The following is a 23947-nucleotide window of genomic DNA, read 5'->3' on the forward strand; positions in this document are numbered from 1 at the left end:
CGTAATTGGGGGATTTAGAGTTTTCTTACCGAAAACTGCTCTTCTTTTGAGCTTGATTTGTATTTGGTTGATTTTACAGAATGATTTGTTTTGGATATATACGGCTAAGAATTTCTTGATTTTTATTCCAAACTCTTCAAAATGCGTAATTAGCCACTCCTTAGTTAATTTAATATTAGCTATTGCCAATAAATAGAGGATTCCAGTCTAAAAATGTCCATAATTTGCGGAAAAATTATACTTCTCAGTAATATAGTTTCATTGTAAAGGAATATGCTAGAAAACGGTGGTATAATATTATTATGTTCAGGGCTTTTGCTTTAAAGTGCTGGATGTTTGATTCAAATCATGATTTATAAATTCTATTGAAATAAAAGTATGCGTAAATTCAAATCAGTTTTTCGAGGTTTAAGTTTAGTGTTGGCATTCTGCTGCTATACTGTAAGTGGATTAGCTCAAAAGAAACCTAATATCATTTATATCATGAGCGACGACCATACCAGTCAGGCGATTGGGATTTATGGTGGAGCTTTATCTTCCCTTAATCCAACTCCCGTAATTGATGCGTTTGCCAGAGAGGGTATGGTCTTTGAAAATGCTTTCTGTACCAATTCTATTTGTACTCCCAGTAGAGCCAACGTCATGACGGGCCAATACAGCCAAACCAACGGAGTACTTGATTTAGATGGAAATTTGCCGCCAGAAAAGCAGTTTTTACCTATTGAAATGAAAAAGCTGGGTTATCAAACAGCTATGATTGGTAAATGGCATTTAAAAGACGAGCCTGCGGCTTTCGATTATTATAATGTGTTGCCCGGTCAAGGAAATTACTTTGACCCAAGTTTTAGGGTGAGTACAGAAGGGAATTGGCCAGACAATATGCAATCTCATAAGGGTTATGTATCCGATATTATCACGGATATCACCTTAGAATATCTAAAGAAGAGGGATAAAACAAAGCCTTTCTTCTTAATGCATCATCATAAAGCACCGCACGACGATTTTGAGTATCCAGAAAGATATCAGCCTTACTTGGCAGATGTGGAAATTCCAGAACCTGCCAGTATGTATGCTCAACCATTTTTTGGGTCGGAAGCTACTTTAGGGAGAAATAATACCCTGAGAGATAGGATAGGAACTTCTGTTTCATCTAGGCACCCATATCGTAATTATTCTCATCAGTATGGTTTAGATAGCATTGCAAATCAAGATGAACGTACACATCAAGCTTATCAGGAATACACAAAACGTTATTTAAGATGCGTAAAAGGCGTGGATGATAATTTGGGTAGACTGTTCAAATATTTGAAAGAAAATGATCTGTGGGATAACACCATTATCGTGTATACCAGTGACCAAGGGATGATGCTTGGAGAGCACGATTATATGGATAAAAGATGGATGTACGAGGAGTCTATGAGAATGCCTTTTATCATTAAATATCCGAAATTGATTAAGGCTAATAGTAGAACCAAAGCGATTATAAACAATACAGATTATGCCCCAACTTTATTAGAGCTAGCAGGGGGAAAAGTACCTTCTTATATGCAAGGAGAAAGTTTTAAGAATGTATTATCAAATCCTACTCAGGACTTTAGAGCTGCAACTTATTACAGATATTGGATGCATTTAACACATCATGATGTGCCTGCTCATTTTGGTGTGAGAACAGATAAGTCAAAGCTCATCTTCTATTATGGTCAGCATTATAATACGGATCTTTATGGTCAAAATAGTTTTACTTGGGTGAGTGATCCAAATGAGTCGTATCACTTTGAGCCTACACCAGCGGCATGGGAATTTTATGATCTAAGTTTGGATCCGAAAGAGGTGGTGAACAGATATAAAGACCCAAAGTATAAAGCTGAAATAGAGAAATTAAAGCTGGAGATATTATCTCAAAGAACAAAATATAATGAAGAGGATAAAGCCTACCCCAATATTGAAAGTGTTATAAAAGCACACTGGAATGACTGAGGTAAAATAGATTTAGTATCGGATTTTATATCCAAGCCAATTGAAATAATAAGGGTTTAGTAAATAGCCATTAAGGAGGTTATAGCCATGAAAAAAATATTTGTTTTTGTCAGTGCTCTGCTGCTGATGTCTTGTCATCAAAAAGCAAATGATTCCGTAGCCTATCAAAAGCCCAATGTGGTTTTTATTCTGGTGGATGATTTGGGGAAAGAGTGGGTGAGTTCTTTTGGAGCCGATGATATAGAAACACCAAATATTGATGAGCTGGCAGCAAGCGGCATGGTTTTCAATAATTTTTATTCCATGCCGCAATGCACACCTACCAGGGTTAGTCTTTTAACAGCTCAATATCCCTTTAGACATGGTTGGGTAAACCATTGGGACGTACCTAGATGGGGTGGAGGAGCTCATTTTGACGAAACTTTGAATCCGTCATTGGTACGAAATATTAGAGACGCAGGTTATAAAACGTGTATAGCCGGAAAATGGCAAATAGACGATTTTAGAGTGGAGCCAGATGCCTTAATTAAAAGTGGATTTGATAATTTTTGTATGTGGACTGGTTATGAGGGCGGTATTGAAGCCAGTGCAAATAGATACCAAGACCCTTACATCTTTTCAGATAAGGAGAGTTCTAGAACGTATAGAGACAAATTTGGACCTGATGTTTTCTCTGGTTTTGTGAAAACTTTCATAAATGAGAACAAAGAGAAGCCAATGTTTATTTATTATCCAATGGTGCTTACCTATTCGCCTTTTGTAAATACACCAGACGAAGAGGCAGACACGGTTTTAGGAAAACATAAGGCCATGGTGAGATATGCAGATAAACTTACTGGTCAGATAGTGGCGACTTTAAAGGAAGCTGGAATTTTAGATAATACCGTCATTATATGGACAACAGATAACGGTACGTCTGGAAGTATCACTGGAACTTTGGATGGGAGAACGGTAAATGGGGGCAAAGGATCCACGAATGAGTCAGGTATAAATGAGCCATTTATTGTGAGCTGGCCTTCAAAGATTAAAAAAGGGCAGGTTTCGGAGGCACTCATTGATATTACAGATATATTACCTACTACGCTTGATTTGATAAATGGTAAAAATAGCTCTTCGTATACCCTAGATGGTAAGTCTTTTAAAAAAGTGCTTTTGGGAGAGTCTGACAAATCTGATAAAGCATATATTCTAGGAATGGGGGGAGGGAATAATGCGAAGCTGACCGATAAGGGCATAGAAAACCAATATGTTTTTCGGGATAGGGTACTTCGTGACGAACGCTTTAAGCTATTTGTAGATTCAAAAAGGGAAGTGGTAAAGTTTGTAGACTTAAAGATTGACCCAGAAGAAATAGTGGATATAAAGGATAATTTGAACACAACAGAAAGTAAAAGGAGTTATAAGAAATTGGTGGGAGAAATTATTAACTTTCCAGCTGAAGATGCTGAGCCTATTTATACTAGCAATCCAGCTCAGATTTGGGATGTAGAAATTACAGCCCAAAGTAAAAGTTGGAAGAAGTAATGGCAACAGCATGCTATCAAGAACCCTGATTTGTAAAAAAGTAAACATGAAAATTATTAAAAATCCACTTTTTGCCCTACTGTGTTTAGGTTTTATTTTGTTAAGTTGTGTAGAGAAAAAGGCCAAGATTAGTGCTAAGCCTAATGTGGTTTTTATTCTAACAGACGACCAAGGCTATGGTGATTTAGGCTGCAATGGCAATCCATGGATTCAAACGCCAAATATTGATGCTCTTCAAAACGAAAGTGTATCGTTTTCAGATTATCATGTAGGAACCACTTGTGCTCCTAGCCGTGGCGGTTTAATGACGGGTAAATTCAGCAATAATGTGGGGGTATGGCATACCATTATGGGTAGAGAGATTTTGAATGAGAATGAAGCTACTATGGCAGAATATTTTCAAAAAAATGGCTATAAAACCTCCATGTTTGGTAAATGGCATTTGGGAGATAACTATCCTTTCAGACCTCAAGATAGAGGTTTTGACGAATCTGTAATTCATAAAGGCGGTGGTGTAGGACAACAGCCAGACTACTGGAATAACGATTATTTCTCCGATACTTATTTTAGAAATGGTGTGGCAGAGCAATTTGATGGTTATTGCACCGATGTTTGGTTTTCAGAGGCTAAAAAGTTTATAGAGCAGCGTAAGGATGAACCTTTTTTCTGCTATATCGCACTTAACGCTCCTCACAGCCCGTATAATGTTCCTGAAAAATACAGTGCTTTATATGCAGGACAGGAAGAAGTTCCTAATCCAGAGTTTTACGGGATGATAACCAATATTGATGAAAACGTTGGTCAACTCAGAGCTTTTTTAGCTGAGAAAGGATTGGCAGAGAATACCATTTTTATTTATATGTCGGACAATGGTACGGCAGCGGGTGTTTCTTTTGATAAAAATGGCGAAGTGAAAAAGGGATTTAATGCAGGAATGAGAGGAACCAAAGGCTCAGAATATGAAGGAGGGCATCGCGTGCCGTTTATTATGCATTGGCCTAATGGTCATCTTGCCCAAAGAAAAGAGATCAATACGCTGACATCTTATGTAGACTTTTTCCCAACCTTAGCAGATTTATGTGGGATTTCAAGTCCTTCTGCTAAGCTGGATGGCATTTCGCTTAAAAATGTAATTTATAAGAATGAAAATCCAGACAGGGTTTTAGTGGTAGATACGCAGCGAGAGGATGATTTAATAAAGTGGAAACAGCCTTCTATTATGAAAGATAAATGGAGGATGATAGGTGAAAACGAACTCTATAATATTAAAAACGATCCAGGACAAAAAAATAATCTTGCTCAGCTGCATCCAGCTTTAATGGATAGCCTAAAAACGGCTTATGAAACGTGGTGGAAAGGAAGTGAAAAGGCAGCTGCACATATGAGCTTTATTCCTGTTGGAAAGGATATTCCGGAGTTGGTTCAGTTAAATAGCCATGATTTACATACCCCGGTGGGGCACCCTACCTGGTCACAATCTCAAGTAAGAAGTGGTTCGGGAGCTAGGGGTTACTGGCCAATAGAGGTTAAAAATGATGGATTCTACGAAGTGGAACTATGCCGATGGCCAAAGGAGTCTGCTTTAGGTTTAAGAGATGCTGCACCGAAGGGAGATGATATCCCTGGGAAAAATCAATACTTAGAAGGAGAGAAGTGGTTAATTAATGGAGCGGAACTTATCGTGGACAAGGAAACCCATTTTATTTCGCCAAAGAACATAGGCGACAAAGCTGTTTTTAATCTTGAACTAAAAAAAGGAAAGCAAATTATGGAGGCTTCTTTTCGTTTAGATTCTGGCGAGAAAAAACAAGTGTATTATGCTTATATAAAACCAGTTAATGAATAGGATCTCGAAGAGATCTACTTAACTTTTTTTAGATATTCGGTTGGCGTTTTCTTTACAAATTTCTTAAAATATCTATTGAAATTGGATAGGTTATTAAAGCCACATTCGAAACATATTTGTGAAATGTTCAAGTCTGTTTCTAGCAGCAATTTACAGGCATGACCAATCCTGATTTCAAGTAAGAAATTGGTGAAAGTTTTATTGGTTTTGGTTTTGAAATATCTACAAAAAGAGTTGACGCTTAAGTTCGCCACGTTGGATATTTCTTCCAAGCTAATTTCTCTATCAAAGTTACTTAAAACATACTGGTAAATGTTGTCAAGTCGCTCACTGTCAATGGAGTCGTAGGTTTGAGAGAAGCCCAAAGAGCTCAACAATGTATTGTTTGAGTTCTCCGTAATATGAGCCATTACATTGAATAATTTTATTATTCTCTGAAGCCCTTGCGAGTCGTGCAGAGATTCAAATATAAAATTGTTCTGGATGGGGTCGTTGTTTTTTATTTGAATACCTCTGGTTGCTTTTGAGATGATTTCTCTAACAGCCTTCATTTCAGGAAATGAAAGAAAGTCGTTATTGAAAAATGAGGGCAAAAAGTGAATCACAAAAGCATCGGAATAGTTCTGGTCTTCCGTAGTGTCATATCGGAATAAGTGGGGCAAATTAGAGCCGAGCATAAAAATGTCATTTTCCTCAAATGGAGATACAGCATCTCCTATAATAAAAGTGCCCTTACCCTTTCTTATAAGGATAATTTCTATTTCCGGATGGTAATGCCACCTGTTATGATAGACCGGTACTTCATCATGCCTTATGCTAAAGGACTGCTCTATTTTATTCGAAATTTTGAGTAATTGAGCTTTCATTTTTAAACTATTTATGACTTGCTTATATAGTATTACGTATTGCTAATATTTTTACGAATTGTTGTCTTTTTCTGTGGTTATTTTGTTTAAATCTAATAGAGGGACAAATAAAGTAATATTTAATTGTAAATCTGAGAGAAGTGAAAAATTTTCTTAGCAAAAGGAAGTTTTACCTACATTTGAATAAGTCATAGAAATAAAAAATAGGACATTGAGAGCAATTATTCTTAAAGAACCAGGACAGTTTAGTTTTATAGAGCAAGACGAAGTTAAAGCTGAAGAAAACAAAGCAATTGTTAAAATTAAACGAATAGGTATCTGTGGCACAGACTATCACGCGTTTAAGGGAGACCAGCCATTTTTTACTTATCCGAGAATTTTAGGGCATGAGTTAGGGGGCGAAATAGTTTCCATTTCTGAAGGTTCTGCTAAGCACAATTTAAAGGTAGGGGATAAGGTCGCTATAGAACCTTATTTGAATTGTGGAGCATGTCAGGCATGTAATTCTGGACATATTAATTGCTGTGAGAAAATCCAAGTTATTGGTGTTCATTCAGACGGTGGTATGGCAGAATATATCTCTATTCCATTAAATAAAATTCATAAGTCAGATACTATGAGTTTTGACCAGTTGGCATTGGTGGAGACCTTGGGTATTGGTTTACATGCGGTTAATAGGGCTAATTTAAGCCAAGGAGAAAAGGTTCTGATTATTGGGGCTGGTCCTATAGGTTTGGGAGTCGCACAGTTTAGTAAATTGAAGGGGGCACAGGTGTGCATGGCCGATATTTCTACGAGTCGCTTACGTTTTATTGAAAAATTAGGCCTTTCAGAAAGTAGCATTGAGGTTTCTGGTAAGTTAGAAGAGGAAGATTTAAGGGCTGCATTGGGAGGAGAATTGCCATCTGTGGTGATTGATGCTACTGGAAATAAAAACTCTATGTTAAACACATTTAATATTGTGGCTCATGGTGGCCGAGTGGTTTTTGTGGGTTTATTCCAAGGTGACGTCACGTTTTTTGACCCTAATTTTCATAAAAGAGAATTGACGCTGATGTCCAGTAGAAATTGTCTACCAAAAGACTTTAAAGAGATTATTTCTCTGATAGAACGAAAGGTTATTGATACAAATCCGTGGCTATCGCATCGCACTAGTTTCGAGGATATGCCGGATAAATTTGAGAGTTTTTTAGAACCAAGTCAAGAGGTGATAAAGGCTATTATTGAACTTTAGTGTATGGTTTTATGACTAGTCGTCTTCATCCGTATTGGGTTTTTCTGGTGGCAATAAGCGGTTTGATTGCTGCTTTAAGCTGCACTAATGAGGTGAAGACGGGTGAACTGAAGTTTACACAAATATCTTCCAGTCATTCTGGTATCACTTTTAATAATGAAATTATAGAAGACGACTCCCTCAACTTTTACCATAATGAGTATATCTATATCGGTTCAGGTGTAGGGGTGGGTGATTTTAATAAAGACGGTCTTCAGGATATTTTCTTTGGAGGTAGTCAAGTGGAGAGTAAGCTTTATTTAAACAAAGGTAATTTTGAATTTGAAGATGTGACCCTTGCGGCTGGTATTACCCATACCGAATGGATTACCGGGGTGACCGTAGAGGACGTCAATCAAGACGGCTGGGACGACATATATCTTTGTGTTTCACATTTTAGAAATCCGCTCGAGAGAAGAAATCTCCTATTTATAAATCAAGGCACCGCAGAACTCAAATTTATAGAATCTGCTGAAGCTTACGGTTTGGCAGATACCGGTTTTTCGAGCAATGCTGCCTTTTTTGATTACGACAAAGATGGCGATTTGGATATGTATTTGCTTAATCATAAGCTTTTTGAATCACAGCCTAATAGGATAGTAAGGATAGATACTTCTGGGCTATCTGCTTCTGCAGATAAGCTTTTTAGAAATGAGGGTGGTTTAGAGCATCCATTTTTTGTGGATGTGTCTCATGTTGCCGGAATAAAGGAAGATGGTTATGGGCTAGGTGTCGTTATCTCGGATGTTAATCAAGATAACCTTCCAGACATTTATGTCGCAAATGATTACTTAAGCAATGATTACCTCTGGATTAATAATGGCAAAGGTGGATTTGAAAATCATATAAATACGGCTACCAGGCATCAAAGCTTTAGCAGTATGGGGGTGGACATTGCTGATATTAACAACGATTTGCTGCCCGACATTGGCGTACTGGATATGATGCCAAATACCAACGAAAGGAAAAAGATGATGTCTTTGGGCTTCAGTCCAGATAAGTATGATATGCAAAGAAGAGCAGGCTATCATCACCAGTACAGTAGAAATATGCTTCAAGTGAATCAGGGAATTCCTTCAGGGAATGTTCCTGTTTTTTCGGAGGTAGGTCAGCTCGCTGAAATATCTGAAACAGATTGGAGTTGGAGTATTCTTTTTGCCGATTTTAACAATGATCGCTGGAAAGATATTCACATTTCAAATGGCCTAGGGAAAGATTTAACGAATAATGATTTCATTTCTTTTACCAGTGAAGAGCTGTCGAAGCAGTCATTTTTTGGTGGTTCCTCCGAACGTGGTGTTTCACAAGAAGAGGTAATAAAATGGACAAAACAGCTGGATAAATTTGGCTCGGTAAGCGAGCAGAATTTCCTCTTTGTCAATGAAAAGGATTTAAATTTTACAAATAAATCAGAGCTTTTAGGAAAAGGAGAAAAGTCTGTTTCTCAGGGGGCTGCTTACGCCGATTTTGATAATGACGGAGACTTGGATTTGGTGGTCAATAACATGAATCAAGAGGCCTTCATTTATAGAAACGAACTAAGAGGAACAGAGAAAGATTCTACGAATAATTTCTTAAGAATTAGACTGGAAGGGCTTGCAGGTAACGTAAATGGAATAGGTGCCAAAATATTGGTGTATTCTGGAGAAGATAGCCAGATTTTTGAGGAAACATCTACCAGAGGTTATGCTTCGAGTGTAGATAAAAGGATTCATGTAGGCTTAGGAGAACTACAAAATGCAGACTCAGTAAAGGTGCTTTGGAGTTCGGGGAAGCTTAGTTTTTTGGTAAACATAAAGGCAAATCAGGAAATTGTCATAACGGAAAAAGAGGCTAAAGACGCTTCATTTTGGCGTTTTTTAAAGGGAGCTACGCCACTTTTTAAAGAACTTTCTTCTGGAAGCTTTGAGCCACATAAAGAAAATATTTTTTCTGATTATTCTTTAAGAAGAATGCAGCCACAGAAATATTCTCAACTTGGACCTGCCATGGCAAAAGCAGATGTAAACGGTGATGGATTAGAGGATATTTTTATTGGCGGAGCAAAGGGCCAAGAATCTATAATTTATATCCAAAATAAGCAAGGCTTTTTTGCGAAAAACAGTTTGGCTGGAAGTCTTGAAATGGAAGATTTGGATGCCGCCTTTTTAGATTTAGACAAAGATGGCGACTTGGATTTAGTAACTGTAGGCGGAAGTACAGAGTTGTCGGGTTCTGGACAGCAGAAAGTATCCGTTTATTTGAACGATGCTAGGGGTGGTTTTAAGCTTACAGAAAATATTTTCCCAGAGAACTTTAAAGTGTTTTCGTCCACGATAGACGCCATGGATTATGATAACGATGGCGATGACGATCTCTTTATTGGTGGGCGTATAGATAACGCTATTTTTCCAAGCAGTCCAGAGAGCTATTTGTTTGAAAATGTAAACGGAAAATTTAAAGATATTACTTCTCTAGATTTGAAACATGTAGGAATGGTTACAGATGCCGTTAGTTTGGATTTTGATCAAGATGGCTTGCAAGACCTTGTGCTCTGTGGAGACTATATGGAGCTGGAGTTTTTTAAAAATACAAGAAAAGGTTTTAAGCGTTTAACGCAAGAAACAGGATTAAAAGGGAATCATGGTTGGTGGAGAAGTTTGAAACTGGCTGATTTGGATAATGACGGTGATTTAGATATTGTGGCTGGTAATTTTGGAGACAATAATAAATATCATGTTTCAGCATCTCGTTCGGCTTACTTGTTCGCAAAAGATTTGGATAATAATGGCATTAAGGAGCTTATTCCTGCTTATTTCATCAAGGGTATTAAGGGTCAATATGAACTTTACCCGGATTTAAGTAGAGATCAGTTCGCGGAGCAAACGCCTAAAATAAGACAGGGTTATGCCAAATATGAAGCTTATTCTAAAGCAAACTTGAACGAAATTCTAGATTACTTTGGTAGGGAAGATCTAACGGAATTAAAGTGTGAATACTTAAGTACGGCATGGTTTGAAAACTTGGGAGGGGGGAAGTTCATGAGGCATGCATTGCCCAAAGAAGCACAGTTTGCCCCTGTAAACGCCATAGAAATAACGGATGTAAACGCGGATGGTTTTGTTGATATCATTTTGGCAGGGAATGAATATCATACAGAGGTGAGTACTGGCAGATCGGATGCTTCCTATGGAACAGTTTTAATAAATCAAAAAGGGAAAGGATGGCTTTCTATGCCTTCTTATTCTTCAGGATTATTTCTAAAAGGTGATGTGAGGTCTATGAAACTCATAAATGAGGGGCAAAACCTGATAGTAGGTGCCAATGACAGCCCCATTAAATACTACAGTTTACGTAATTCTGATATCAGATAAGTTCAAGTAAAAGCATAAATGCTAAAATGGTATTATGTTATGCTCGAATTATGGTAAATATCCACTTCTAAATGGTATAATTTTGTTATAGATTAATATTAGACAAAGAAAATATGATGGAGTATATTTTTTGTTAATACTATATTGTTTTGATGTAATAGGTTACATATAATGTTTAGTTAATAGAGTTAAAGATTACAAAAAGAGAGATTTTCTCTCTTTTTGTGTGTCTTAAGCATTCAAAAAAAGTATGAAAAAAATAGCATTGACGCTTTTATTATTGGTGGGTTTTGTATCCGCATTTTCTCAGGAAAGATACCGAGAAGACTGGGACCTTATCGCTCAGAAATATGAGATTCCTGAGTGGTTTAAAGATGCCAAATTTGGTATTTTCATTCACTGGGGTGTGTATTCTGTTCCAGCTTATGGCTCAGAGTGGTATGCTCGTAATATGTATATAGATGAAAATTCTAATACTTCTTATCATGGCAATAAGGGCAAGCAAGGGCCATCAGATGATTATTTATATCATGTAAAGACTTTTGGGCATCCTAGTAAATTTGGCTACAAAGATTTTATACCCATGTTTAAGGCGGAGCAATTTGATGCCGCTGAGTGGCTAGATATCTTTGAGAAGTCTGGTGCAAAATACATTGTGCCTGTGGCGGAGCATCATGATGCTTTTGCTATGTATAACTCCTCTTATACGATTTGGAATTCGGTGGATATGGGGCCTAAAAGAGATATCATAGGCGAGCTTAAAAAAGAGACAGCAAAGAGGGGAATGAAGTTCGGGGTATCTTCACACTTGGCCTTTAATCAAGACTTTTTTAATAAGAAGCCAGAGTTGGGAAATACCGCTCCTAAGTATGAGCAATTGTACGGTCCAATAATGAAAAGTAGTAATGAAGCTCCCACTGCCGAGTTTAAAGATATGTGGATGAAAAGAACTACCGAGTTAATTGATAACTATCAGCCAGATATTTTGTGGTTTGACTTTGGCTGGGACAGACCCGAGTACGCCGATGAGCACTTGAAATTGACCTCTTACTATTATAATAAAGCTCTTGACTGGAACAAAGAAGTAGTATTGCAGGGCAAAAATCATAAGTATGAGTCACTGGCAGAAGGAGCCTATGTGCATGACATGGAAAGAAGTAAATCTGCTGTGATTAGAGACTTTTTCTGGCAAACAGACACTTCAGTTGGTAAAAATTCATGGGGTTATGTGAGCAACTGGGAGTCTAAAGAAACTAATACGCTGATAGATGATTTAGTGGATATTGTAAGTAAAAACGGAAGTATGCTATTAAATGTTGGCCCGAAAGCTGACGGAACTATTCCTTACGACCAACAGAAGGTTTTACTAGAAATGGGCGATTGGTTGAAAGTAAACGGAGAAGCTATTTACGGTAGCCGACCATTCAGTATTTACGGCGAAGGCCCTACAAAAATAGTAGAAGGACACCTTTCTGAAGGAAACAACAAAGACTTAGGTGCTGAAGATATCAGATACACCATGCAAGGGGAGCAGCTTTATGCTTTCTTTATGGAGTGGCCAAAAAGCAACGAAATATTAATCAAGACCTTAGCAAAAGGGAACCCTAATTATACGGCGAAAATTAACGCTATCACCATGATGGGTTCTGACGAAACTATCAAGTTTAAACAAACTAAGGAAGGATTAAAAGTGATTTTACCTTCTTACAGACCATGCGATTTTGCTTATGGTCTTAAGATAAATTAAAGAAACTAAGGAGTAAAAGGATTGATTGAATAAGACCCTTCTCCTGGTAAGGTAAGAGGTTGTTTCACGATAGTGAAACAGCCTCTTTATTTTTAAAGGCTGTTCCCGTTTTGTAGTATTGTTTCCGCAATAACCTTATGCCGGCTGGCCTTTTTGAGGTGATTTAAGAATAATCAAACAGCCTTGTTATGAGCTTAATGAACCTTAACTCCTTAATGATTAAAAATCTAAAACCCCCGCCAAAACCAAACATCTCCAAACTGCTTCTGCAAGCCCTTTAATTCCCCAAACAGCTTTTTATATTTTACCTGCGTTTTCTGGAGCTTTGAAATGTCATGCATTTGGTTGGGGTCGTTTTTTAGGTGAAAAGGCTTGATGGTATTTGCTCTTGGATAGACTATGAGTTTGTATCCATCAATTCAACACCATAAATTGATTAAGGATACTTGTTCCGTTTTGGTCGGTAATGCTGAGTAAATGAGTGCCTCTTGTAGGGGCTATCTCAATTTTATGAATGCCATGCGTTTCGGTTAGGTATTCATTATCCATTTGCCAATATAGTACAGCTTCTTTTTGGGCATGTACAGCTTCAAAAATCACTTTTTCTCTTTCGTTTCCGAGGTTGATTGGAACATATATTTTCGAAAGGTCTTTAGGGTAAATCAATGCAAATCCAGTACTAAAATTATTGCATTCAGATAAATAGGGAGGGGGAGAGAGGTAAGTAGGGTGCTTTTTCTGATAATACCAGGCCATTTGAGGCGGTAATACAAACCACTTTTTTTTATGCATTTCATTTATTGCATAGCACGAACTATTCACTTGGTATTGGTCGGTTTTATCTAGAAATATTTCTTTGTGATAGGGGCAAGAGGTGATTTTAAGATTTGATGCAGGCACATATATTACATCAAATTCTGGGCAAGCATCTGACCAGATATAGGAGCTTTGTTTGCATATTTTTAAAGGAAAGGTTGGTTCCTTGGAAGGTTTATGACCCGTTTCAGAAACCAACTGTTCAAAAACATCAAATAAAACGGGTGCTGCTACGGTAGTTCCGGTCATATTTGGTCGGCCTTCGCCATCTGCATTTCCTACCCAAACAGCCACCACATATTTCGAATTAATGCCAACGGCCCACGCATCTCTGAAACCATGACTGGTTCCCGTTTTCCATGAAATACTGTTTGACTTGAAATTTTGCCAACCCGCTTCTGATTCTGGTCTTACTACTTCTTTAAGAGCATTTAATGTTTGATACGTGGCCCAAGTGTTTGCATACTTGACCTCATGTTTTACATTTTGAACATTTTTGATAAATGTGCTTTCAAGAAAATCGTTTTGATTCTTTTTAGGATAATTTAATTGCCTCGCCATATTGGCGTAAGCTTGAGCAAGTTCCATCAAAGTAATTTCACCGCCACCAATGATCAATGAAAGACCATAATGACTGCTGGATTGTGTAAAATGCTGAAAACCATAATTTTCTAGTACATTTTTAAACTTTTGAACACCAAATGTTCTCAGCATATGAACAGCAGGGAGATTGAGCGAGCGAGCAAGTGCCTCATCTGCAGGAACTGCTCCTTCATAGTCTCTACTATAATTTTCAAAGGCTTTTAAAGGAACATCGGGAAGTAAAGTTTTGGGCAAAATGTAGCCTTCATCTAACATTTTTTGATACAGAAATGGCTTTAAAATACTTCCGCTACTTCGTGGAGATTGGATGATATCCACCATGTTAGCGTGTTCGTTTTTGGGGTCATTGGCATTACCAACATAAGCCAAAATTTCAGCATTTTCGATAGAAACCACGATACAGGCAAGGTTATGTATTTCTTGAAGTCTTAGCTGATTATGATGCTTGGAAACTACATTATTAACATGTTCTTGGAGCTCATTCTTCACTGTAGTTATTACCTTTTTGCCTTTTGATTTTTTATCTGCCAAATCTAAAAGATGGGGTGCAAACTGAGGCAAAGCATTTGGTTTTTGGGGAAGAAGTTCTTCCAAGGCCAACATATAGCTGCTTTCGTCAATTACATTGTTTTGCCATAATTTATACAATAAACGATTCCTTTTTTTAAGAAGAATTGATTGGTTTTTACCTGGATAAATGAGCGACGGAGCGTTGGGTAAAACGGCCAGAGTTGCCGCCTCTGACCAAGAGAGTTCAGACGGTTTTCTTTTGTAATATCGCCAAGCGGCGGCCTCAATACCAACTACATTTCCACCGAAAGGTGCGTTGGAAACATACATGGCTAATATTTCTTCTTTTGAATAGCCTAATTCTAATCTGGTAGCAAGAATAAGTTCTTTCAGTTTCTGAAAATAGGAGCGTGCGGGGTTTCCACTTGCCAGTCGAATGGTCTGCATGCTTATAGTGGAGCCGCCACTGTGTATGCCTCCTTTTTTTAAATTTTGTCTAGCTGCCCGCAAAAGTGAAAAAGGATTGAAACCTGGATGCCAATAAAAATATTCGTCTTCAAAGTGTGTAACAGCCAAAGCAATTTTATCAGGAACGATTTCAATCTCTGGAAATCGCCACTGCCCATCAGCGGCAATTGAACCACCTAGAAGGATGCCTTCGGAGCTTTCTATGATGGTAGAAGTAGGTTTGTCGAATAAAGGTCTTGGCAATGCAAAACCCAGATACCAGACTGAACTTACCATCAATAGGCTGACAATGCTCCAATATTTGACCTTTTTTATCATTAATCAACCGATGCTCTTCCACCAACCACAATGGCCTTCACGTCATCATTGTACATGGCTTGGCACTGAACCGCCGGCAAAATATAAGAGCCTTTATATGCTGCATTTAATAAAACTACAAAGGTTTTAGATTGGCTCTTTTTCAGGTCAAAATAAGTATAAATCCTGTCATCTCGTATGTCTTGATAGGTAGCAGCGTCACTTTGAGTAAATGTAGTCCCCTCATTCATTCTTTGATTGATGATTTCCCAACCTGATGGAAATAATTGACTTAGAGCAAGGTTGCTATAATCGCCAATGGTATTGGGATTACTAATGGTAACCACTGCTTTGAAATCTGTCCCTTGCCTTAGTTTTGAAATATTTAGCACCTTATTATCCATATCCTTATATAAAATCTGCATGGTAAGATTTTTTTGCTGCGGCTCTACATTTTCTCTTACAGGAATTCCCGAATTCACTAAACTGACAAATAACTTAGCTCCTGTGGTATTGGTTATGGAAACTGTTCCTTTTTTGAGAGGTAGTTCTAGCCCGGTTGAAGATACTTTGGAAGAATTATACACCTGTTTTTTTCCATTCAGCGTATACTCGAAATTCAGATTTTTGCTAGGCTTATCTCCTAAGAATTTGGCAATGGCCATGAGCGAGAATGCTGTTGAATGAGTACTTAACCATTTGTCAGTATTAAGTCTAGCAGATAAGGATTTTAGCACAACGCTAGCTAATGCATTATCTTTGAGGAGCGTATACGTTTCCAATTTCATTGCCAAATCTCTTTCTTCTGACCCATAAGTGAAAGAGGCATAATAACTGGACTTTGTACTTTCCTTTATCTTCAATAACTCCCGAGCAATATCCCTTTTTCCGAGCAATGCGTAGGTAGCTGCAAGTCTGTTTGCTGCCAAAGCCCCTAGATTCTCCGTATTTCTTAGTCGGTTCATAGAACCTAGGTTTGCTTTATTGGCCAAAGCCAATGTAAATAATCTGTAAGCTTGAGCCAATTGGTGTTGTTCTAAACTGACCCATCGCTCAGATGCCGTAGCATTCCATTGGTCAGCTCTCAAAGATTGATATTTAATCCAATTCGTTTTTAAACCAGTAGGTAAGGCATACCCTTTTTTCTCAGCTTCAATTAAAAAATGCCCTGCATAGGAACTTCCCCAATCATCAGCAATTTGTGCATTTGGCCAATAACCAAGCCCTCCATTACTCATTTGAAATGACTTCAAGCGAGCTATAGCAGCTTTGATGTTTTGTTCAATCTCCTTTTGTTCTTTCGGCGAAAGTTCAATGAGGTTTCCTAAAAACAATTGTCCCAATCCTGTAGAACTTATCTGTTCCACACAGCCATGTGGGTAAGAAATTAGATAATTAATTCGTTTAGATAGATTAATTGGAGGGGCTGTTGATACTTGCAGTTCAATTTTGGAAGCCCCTAAGATTCCAAATGGCTCAAATTGAAAAGACTCCGATTTTCCACTTTCCAATATCTTATCCGCCTTTTTAGTAATAAGAGGATTTGGCAATCGTATAGGTATTTCAATTTCCTCATAGGAACTAAAGGAGCCCGACTTCACGGTTACTTTAACCTGTCCAGTACCTAATTCTTCATTGACCCTAAGCGGGATATTTAGAATGGTTTCCGCATTTTTATTCAAATTAACGTCATAAGATTTATTATCCGACTGAAGCAATTTATTGGTGCTAAACGTTACAGTGGCTCGCGTGATATTTGGCTCTGCAAAAATTGTGATTGGTACATTTATGTTTTCGCCAGGGCTCAGAACCCGTGGTAAAGTGGCCGTTAACATTAGAGGTTTGCGAACCAACAAGTTTTGCTCGGCTTGACCGAACTGATTCTTTTGATTCCCAGCAACCACCATAATCTTCACACTTCCTAAATAATTTGGTAGGTTAATTTTATGATTTCTACTGCCGTTTTTGCCTAAGGTGAAAGGTCCCAAATATATAACAACAGGTTTGAACCTATTTACTTTTCCTTTGTCCAGAGCTTGCACGGCTTCGTCACCACCTCCAATAGCATAAATATTGGCAAATTTACCATTAAAGGCACCTAAAACAGATTGATATAAATCCCAAGTTTTTACTCCTAAGGCCTCTTTTTGATTGAAATGGCTCCAAATGTTTGGTGTTTTGAAACTTGTAATATCCAATAAACCTTCATCCACAATTGCCAGTGTATAGGTCATTTCTTTCCCCATTTTTTCCTTCACGGCTATCGTAAAGTTTTTTTGTGGTTCCACACTCTTAGGTGCACTTATGATGGGTTCCAAATGTGAGTTTTGGTCATTTACCATTATCGGCGTTACACCAAACATTCTAATAGGCAAGTCATTAGCGGTTTGATAATGTGGCTGAATGAGTGAAATTGAAGCATACACATTCGGCCGCATCTCTGGTTTTATCGCTATCTTAATCTTCGTTTGTCCGGCTTCGGTTTTAATCCATCGCTTTTCCAAAATAGCAGTACCGTTCTCTATACTTAAAAGAATTCTACCTTCTTCATGAGTCGGTATAACGATTTCAGCAGTTTCTCCTACTTGATAGATTTCCTTGTCGGTTTTAAAAGCCAATATTGAGGCGTCTTCCCCTATATTTCCACGAGATCGCCAATTAGGCCAATCGATGGATAGTAATTGTGCTGCACTGTGCCCACTTTCGGAATCTTCAATTCTTAAAAAATATTTACCCCAATCATCATTTTCTACTTTGATAGCATAGGTTGCTTTGCCATTAACGGTTGTTAAGGTTTCGGTGGAAATAAGCGTGCTATATTCACTAGACATAAACTCCACCTGCTCGTCTTCTTGAGAATACCACCACCTGCTTTTTAATCTATAAAGGGATACCTTGATTTCTTTATTATTTAAGGCTTGCCCACTGGAATTGATATTTAGCACCGTGATTTTATGATTTTTGCCTGTCTCTAACATTTCCCAATCCTTACTACTATAATCAATGTGAAAACCTACATATGAAGTATATGGAGAATATTCTATGCTGGAATAGTTGGTACTGAAATCTCCGCCTTTTTCAAATACCTTAGTGAAAAGACCTACTTTGAGCTTCCCAGATGGCAATTGAGAAAGCTTCATGTTTAAAGGAAAACTCGCGGTTCCATTAGAATTGATTTTGCCGTCGAAAACTACAAGTTCTTCCTGTTTGAAATCTTTGGTGGGGTCATCAAAAATGAAATTTGGATATTTTGAAAAACTCGTTTCTTGTGGAAAGAAAGAAGCCGTCACATTCGTTCTAAGATCGGATGCTTTTGAGCCATTTAACCAAGCCACTTTTAGATTGGTAGTATTGGTTTTATTGCTAAGTTCTTTATTCTCAAAATCAAGATTTATTTTTAACTTATTGGGCTTAATTGTTTCAATGTTAATGTTTTTATAGAACTCAAAATTTCCTGCTACAGCCTTTACGTACCACCTGCCGGTTTTAGCATTTTCAGGCGTTTTTAGTTTAAAGACATAGAAACCATTTTGGCCATTGGTACGAACAGTTTGTTCATATAGTTGATTATCTGGAGAGTAAAACTCAATCCTTAAAGGATAATTATTAGGAATTTCTTTTAAGTTGTTTTGAAGTATACAAGTGACATAAATACTGTCGCCAGGCCTCCAAACCCCTCTTTCTCCATAGATAAATCCTTTTAGGCCATCTTCGGGGATAGTACCGTCGATAGGAAAACGACTCATGTTTATGGAATTACCCTCACCTAATTTTAAGTAGCCTTTTTCATTGTTTTTGGTAGCAACCAAAATAAAAGGTTTCTCTTTTAATTTAAGTTTATAAAATCCATCACTGTCTGTTTTTCCATCGCCAATAAGCCTTCTTTGGTAGTTATATACCTTAATGTTTACCCCATCCATTGGCTTGGTGTCAAGAAGATTTGAAACACTTACATCCAGCTCTTTTTCACCAGATATCTTTGCTATTATACCGAAATTAGATGCCAAAATATTTCTGGATTGAGACTTCTCAGAAGTATAATAAGAGACATCGAAAGGGTCATCTCTTTTGCTCCATTCGTATCCCTCAGGATAGAAATAATCGTCGTAATATTCCTCACTTTCAAATACAGACCAATCCTCATTTGGTTTAGACATGACCACCTGGGTTTGTTTTGTCGTTTTTTCAAAACAAGCCATATTAGATAGATGAGGTGCCATGTTCAGCTGAACCTTATAAATGGCTCCTGGTTCTGGTTCAATAAATGCAGCTAAATCAAGACTAAATTTGTTTTTATGATTCAGGTTTACATTTCCCGTTTCTTTGAAAATAATATCTTTATCAAAAACAGGGGAAGCTACTTCTCTTAAATTGTAACTGCCGTTGATATCATTCTGTTGAAAAAACTGTAAAATATTATCTTCATAAATTTTATAAATCTGAACATTAACTCCTTTAAGACCAATGGTTTCAAATGGAAATAACAATTGATTCGATTTAGGGATTATATTTCCGTTACCCAGCAAGATAATTTGAGGCAAACTGCTATCAAAGGTCAATTCTTTTCTAAACTCTCCTGCTAATTCTTTGTCCTCGAAATTTTTTACTCCTCGGTCTATAATAAGTTCAAACGTACCGGCAATTCCTTCATCTGTATAAATCCTAATCTCATTAAGATAAACTTCCATTTGGCGTATTGCTGGCAAATCATCTTTAAATCTAATCAGGCCATTTAAATCCTGATTCATAAGGGCATCAGAAAAGCGAATGCTTGTGAAATTTTCTATTTTCGATGAGTTTTCAACCGACAGTATTTGATAACTATCTAATGCTGGAATGAGAAATGATTTTTCGAAGTTTCTATCGATGTCAATTGGCTCCCCGTCAACTAGAACTTCTAATTTCATGTCGTCCGTTTCTCTTCTAATGCTATCTACAACAAACTGATGTTTAGTGCCTTCGCTATTTGATTCCCATTGAATCTTTAAGGATCCTTTTTTTAATTTTATCTTTAGGATTTGGTCTAATTCTTCGGTATTTAACTGGTCTGCTGTGAAAAGCGTACCTGAGAATTTATTTATAATCTTATCCGTCGAATTATAAGGTTCCATCCCATCAATTTCCAATGAAAAGTCTTGTTCTATTACTTTTAGTTGGTAAGAAAAGGAAGAAAATTTGTTGTCAATATTTGGAACAATTTCATCAAGTTCCAATCCTATTTCATAGACTTGCCCATTTTTTAGATTTTCGTTTGGTTTAAATATCAAGGTTCTGGCATCTTCTGCCAGGCTTAAATTTCCTTCAACTTTGGGTGAAATATGGAATATGTTTTGTTCAAATTCTCCTGGGCTTTGTTGGAGTTTTATTCTAATTTCCTCATTCTTTCTGATTTCTCCAGAGGTATAAGCTGCCACATAGGGAGCAAATGAACTATCAAGAGTCATCAATTCTTTTTTGAGTTCATTTGAGCCGCTGCAACCAGCCAAAAATAAACCTAAAAGTATCAGAGCTTTTTTCATTAAATTCATAGGTTTAGATTTCGCGTTAATTGCGTTAATATAGAGATTTCTAATCACTCATTGTTATCAGCCATTTATAATTATGCATACTTTTTTTTGAGAAAACTTAATAGTTAAAATAAGATTTTTAAATAGTTGATAAACAAATTGTAGCAATGGATATTTTTGCTTGGATTTTCACTTTTATGCTTCCGATTTACAGATTCATATAAGCTAAAACCAACTCATCTCCATACTGCTTTTGCAAGCCCTTTAATTCCCCAAAAAGTTCTTTTTTTAGTTTAAAGCTTTAACCAATCAATGGCCTCGAATATAGTTTCCGCAATAACCCTATGCCCAGCCGTCAATGGATGAATGCGGTCTTGGCCAAAAGAAATGGTGGCGTTTTCTAAAACGGGATGGTAAGTGTCTATTGTTTTGAGTACATTCTTGTGGGTATAGGTAGAAATAAACGATGCATAGCGACTAATAACCTCAGAATTGTATTTATAATAAGGCTCTTTATAGCTGTAGCTATCCAATGGCAAATCGCCATTAGGCTTCATGCCCGTTTCCATAAAAGGCGTAGGAGTGAGCAGAATTACTTTGGCTCCCGTTTTGGCGATGGTTTTAACAGCCTTTGCAATTCCTTTTTTATACGCTTTAAAGCGTTTCTGGTCAAATGGGCTATAAATAGCATCATTTATACCATAATAAAGAAAGCAAACATCAAAATGGTCTTCTGCTAAAATACTGTCTAATCTGTCAAAAAGATAAGGTCGTTTAGGATCATGAAATGCTTCTGAAAGCCCGGAAACAGTTTCACTACTTTTCCCAAAGTTCACTAAATCAAACTTAGTCGATATTGGAGTATTTTCCCTCAGGAAATCTATATAACCACCATTAGCAGTTATGCTATCGCCTATAAAGGCAATTTTCTTTTTCTTCGTATTCGCGTAAGCAGGAATGCTAAGAACTGCCAAGCTGGCTATAAGAAAGTCTCTTCTTTTCATAGTGTTGTTTATGTACTTTGGGGAATTTTAGAGAATATGCCTGAATAACTAAAGTGGCAACTTTTTCCATAATCTCATAACGGCAATAACCTTTTCAACGCTCGCTTTTCAGCGGGAACTTCATTTTTTTTCGAAAAAAAACGAATCAAAAAAAACAGCACCCTGTAAACTCACACCAACAAATTTTAAACCAAGGAATTGTTTGGTTACATCTAAATTGAAAATTTGTTAGTGCTCAAACAGTACAGGGCGATATTGGGAATATTTATTTTATCTCCCAAGTTTGACAGCAAAAAGTAAAAATCACATGCAAATCGGCTTTCTAATTAAATCTGGGAGGTTTTTTTGTTCCTCAAGCCAAAAGTGTGGTGCGAAAACTTTAGGTTAACTTACTTGTTTTATGATGATTATGTGCTATAATTTTACATTATGGCACATTTAAGACTTGACAATAAAGGCGGCGAAAAATACTTACGGATCGTGAGGTCTGTTCGTAAAGATGGCAAGGTTGTCAAGGAAACACTTTATAGCCTTGGTAAGGTGAGCGATTATAGTGCTGAGCAGCTAAAGCGAATAGGTTCAAGGTTTTTTGAACTAGGTGGTGGCGACCCTCGTGAATTGTTTAATTCTAATGTTGAAGAGTTAGGTCGTTTTAACTACGGTTTTTATCAAGTATTCAGGAAAGTCATTGGCCATTATGGTCTTGAGAGGGTATTTCAATCTATTGGGCGTAAGCATAAACTTCAATATGATTTATATAACGCTGTGATGTTAATGACTTTGGAGCGTCTTCATGAACCTTCCAGTAAACGCAGTAATTATTATCATCAAGAGGACTATTTGGGCTTGCAGCCTGTTGAACTTCATCATCTATATCGTTCATTGGACTACCTGGCAGACAATCAATCACATATTCAAAAAGTGATTTACCAAAAAGGGCGTGATCTATTTAATCAATCGCTCGATGTCGTTTTCTATGATGTGACCACTTTTTACTTTGACAGTGAGGTAGAAAAGGAAGGTGAGTTACGTCAAAAAGGCTTCTCAAAAGATGGTAAAATAGGAAATACTCAGGTGCTATTCGGGATGTTAATAGACAAAGACAAACAACCCATTGCTTATCGAGTTTACAAAGGCGACACCTTCGAGGGGCATACTTTTAAAGAAGCATTACTTCAATTAAAGGAGGAATATTTAATAAAGGATATTATTGTGGTAGCTGACAGAGGCATGCTTAGCAAGGCAAATCTAGAGCTGACAACTGGACATGGCTATGATTTTATCATCGGTGAGCGATTGAAAGTTTTGCCAGAAAAGATAAAGACTTTTTTGACTAACCTTGAGAATTACGAAAAGCTCTGGGTTTATACCCAAGATGGGCAAGAGGTACAAATCAGGTACACGAGTATGGAGTATCAAGACCGAAAGATAATCTGTACTTACAGCGAAAAACGTGCTCAAAAAGACGCAAAAGACAGAGAAGAAAAACTTCAAACGGCCGAACAATTGCTTAAAAACCCAAGTTTACTCAAAAAGAAAGCACAGCATTATTACCTGAAAGAAACCGAGGCAAGCAAGTTTGAATTAAACCAACAAAAGATACTTGAAAGTAAACGATTCGATGGCTTTCTGGCCATTGCCACCAGTGCAAAAGAGCTAAATATTGAAGCCGCCTTAGATCATTATCGACACCTTTTTCAAATCGAGCATAGCTTTAGAACCTACAAGAGTTATCTGGAAACCAGACCGATGTTTCACTGGACAGACAAAAGAATAGAAGGGCATATCGGCCTCTGTTACCTCACCTACACTTTATTGACCTACATCCAAAATAAACTCAAAAAAGTAAATCAAAAACTAAGTGAAAATCAAATAAGAGAAGCTATAAGTCAAATGCAGATAAGTTTGATAAAAGCCCACGACACTCAGTTTTACCTAAGGTCTGCAAGCAAACCCCATGTCGACCAACTCTCCAACCTATTGGGCCTTAAAAAGCTCCCCAACATGCTACCAAAATCGGAAATTCATAACTATCTATAGTAGAGCATATTAAAAGAAAAGTGTGGTGCGAAGCCATTTTTGCATATACCTGTATATCAGATATTTAACTCATTTAGCTGTCAAACTCAGGAAAAAACGAATCAAAAAAAACAGCA

The 23947-nt window shown here is 37.3% G+C and carries 11 protein-coding genes; 7 read left to right on the forward strand and 4 right to left on the reverse strand.

What is annotated here, in order from left to right; genetic code table 11:
* The first annotated feature begins 378 nt into the window (after window positions 1-378).
* The 3 genes from ACSBFT_RS04710 (at window position 379) to ACSBFT_RS04720 (ending at window position 5347) form a co-directional block, all read left to right on the forward strand.
* Window positions 379-1977: a sulfatase family protein gene (locus tag ACSBFT_RS04710; protein WP_489603726.1), complete on the forward strand. Its 1599-nt coding sequence runs from the start codon at window positions 379-381 to the stop codon at window positions 1975-1977.
* Between the two features lie 87 nt (window positions 1978-2064).
* The gene (locus tag ACSBFT_RS04715) at window positions 2065-3501 is read left to right on the forward strand and encodes a sulfatase family protein (RefSeq protein ID WP_489603727.1); all 1437 of its coding nucleotides are present in this window, start codon (window positions 2065-2067) and stop codon (window positions 3499-3501) included.
* 46 nt (window positions 3502-3547) lie between these two features.
* Window positions 3548-5347 carry an arylsulfatase gene (locus ACSBFT_RS04720; protein ID WP_489603728.1) on the forward strand — a complete coding sequence of 600 codons (1800 nt, stop codon included), beginning with the start codon at window positions 3548-3550 and terminating at the stop codon, window positions 5345-5347.
* 14 nt (window positions 5348-5361) lie between these two features.
* On the opposite strand, the gene ACSBFT_RS04725 is transcribed toward ACSBFT_RS04720, so the two are convergent.
* Window positions 5362-6213, reverse strand: a complete 852-nt coding sequence (locus ACSBFT_RS04725) for an AraC family transcriptional regulator (RefSeq protein ID WP_489603729.1) — start codon at window positions 6211-6213, stop codon at window positions 5362-5364.
* A 211-nt stretch (window positions 6214-6424) separates the two neighbouring features.
* On the opposite strand from ACSBFT_RS04725, the gene ACSBFT_RS04730 reads away from it, so the two are divergent.
* The 3 genes from ACSBFT_RS04730 to ACSBFT_RS04740 all read left to right on the forward strand — a co-directional run bounded on the left by ACSBFT_RS04730 (window position 6425) and on the right by ACSBFT_RS04740 (window position 12586).
* Complete coding sequence (locus ACSBFT_RS04730; RefSeq protein WP_489603730.1) at window positions 6425-7447, forward strand: zinc-binding alcohol dehydrogenase family protein; 1023 nt, start codon at window positions 6425-6427, stop codon at window positions 7445-7447.
* An 11-nt stretch (window positions 7448-7458) separates the two neighbouring features.
* Window positions 7459-10839 (forward strand): VCBS repeat-containing protein, encoded by a 3381-nt coding sequence (locus tag ACSBFT_RS04735; protein ID WP_489603731.1) that lies wholly within the window; start codon window positions 7459-7461, stop codon window positions 10837-10839.
* Between the two features lie 250 nt (window positions 10840-11089).
* Window positions 11090-12586 carry an alpha-L-fucosidase gene (locus ACSBFT_RS04740; RefSeq protein WP_489603732.1) on the forward strand — a complete coding sequence of 499 codons (1497 nt, stop codon included), beginning with the start codon at window positions 11090-11092 and terminating at the stop codon, window positions 12584-12586.
* Between the two features lie 414 nt (window positions 12587-13000).
* Here the strand turns inward: ACSBFT_RS04740 and pbpC are convergent, their stop codons facing one another.
* The 3 genes from pbpC to ACSBFT_RS04755 all read right to left on the reverse strand — a co-directional run bounded on the left by pbpC (window position 13001) and on the right by ACSBFT_RS04755 (window position 21791).
* Window positions 13001-15301, reverse strand: coding sequence for a penicillin-binding protein 1C (gene pbpC / locus ACSBFT_RS04745; RefSeq protein ID WP_489603733.1), 2301 nt, complete (start codon window positions 15299-15301; stop codon window positions 13001-13003).
* The gene (locus ACSBFT_RS04750; protein WP_489603734.1) at window positions 15301-20799 is read right to left on the reverse strand and encodes an alpha-2-macroglobulin family protein; all 5499 of its coding nucleotides are present in this window, start codon (window positions 20797-20799) and stop codon (window positions 15301-15303) included. The genes pbpC and ACSBFT_RS04750 overlap by 1 nt, the downstream gene beginning before the upstream one ends.
* 281 nt (window positions 20800-21080) lie before the next feature.
* Entirely contained in the window at window positions 21081-21791 is a 711-nt protein-coding gene (locus ACSBFT_RS04755; RefSeq protein ID WP_489603735.1) for an SGNH/GDSL hydrolase family protein, read from the reverse strand.
* 429 nt (window positions 21792-22220) lie between these two features.
* Here ACSBFT_RS04755 and ACSBFT_RS04760 point away from each other — a divergent pair, with 429 nt between their 5' ends.
* Window positions 22221-23831, forward strand: coding sequence for an IS1634 family transposase (locus ACSBFT_RS04760; protein WP_489603736.1), 1611 nt, complete (start codon window positions 22221-22223; stop codon window positions 23829-23831).
* Window positions 23832-23947: the final 116 nt, after the last annotated feature.

It is taken from the genome of Arcticibacterium sp. SM2516 (assembly GCF_057914865.1).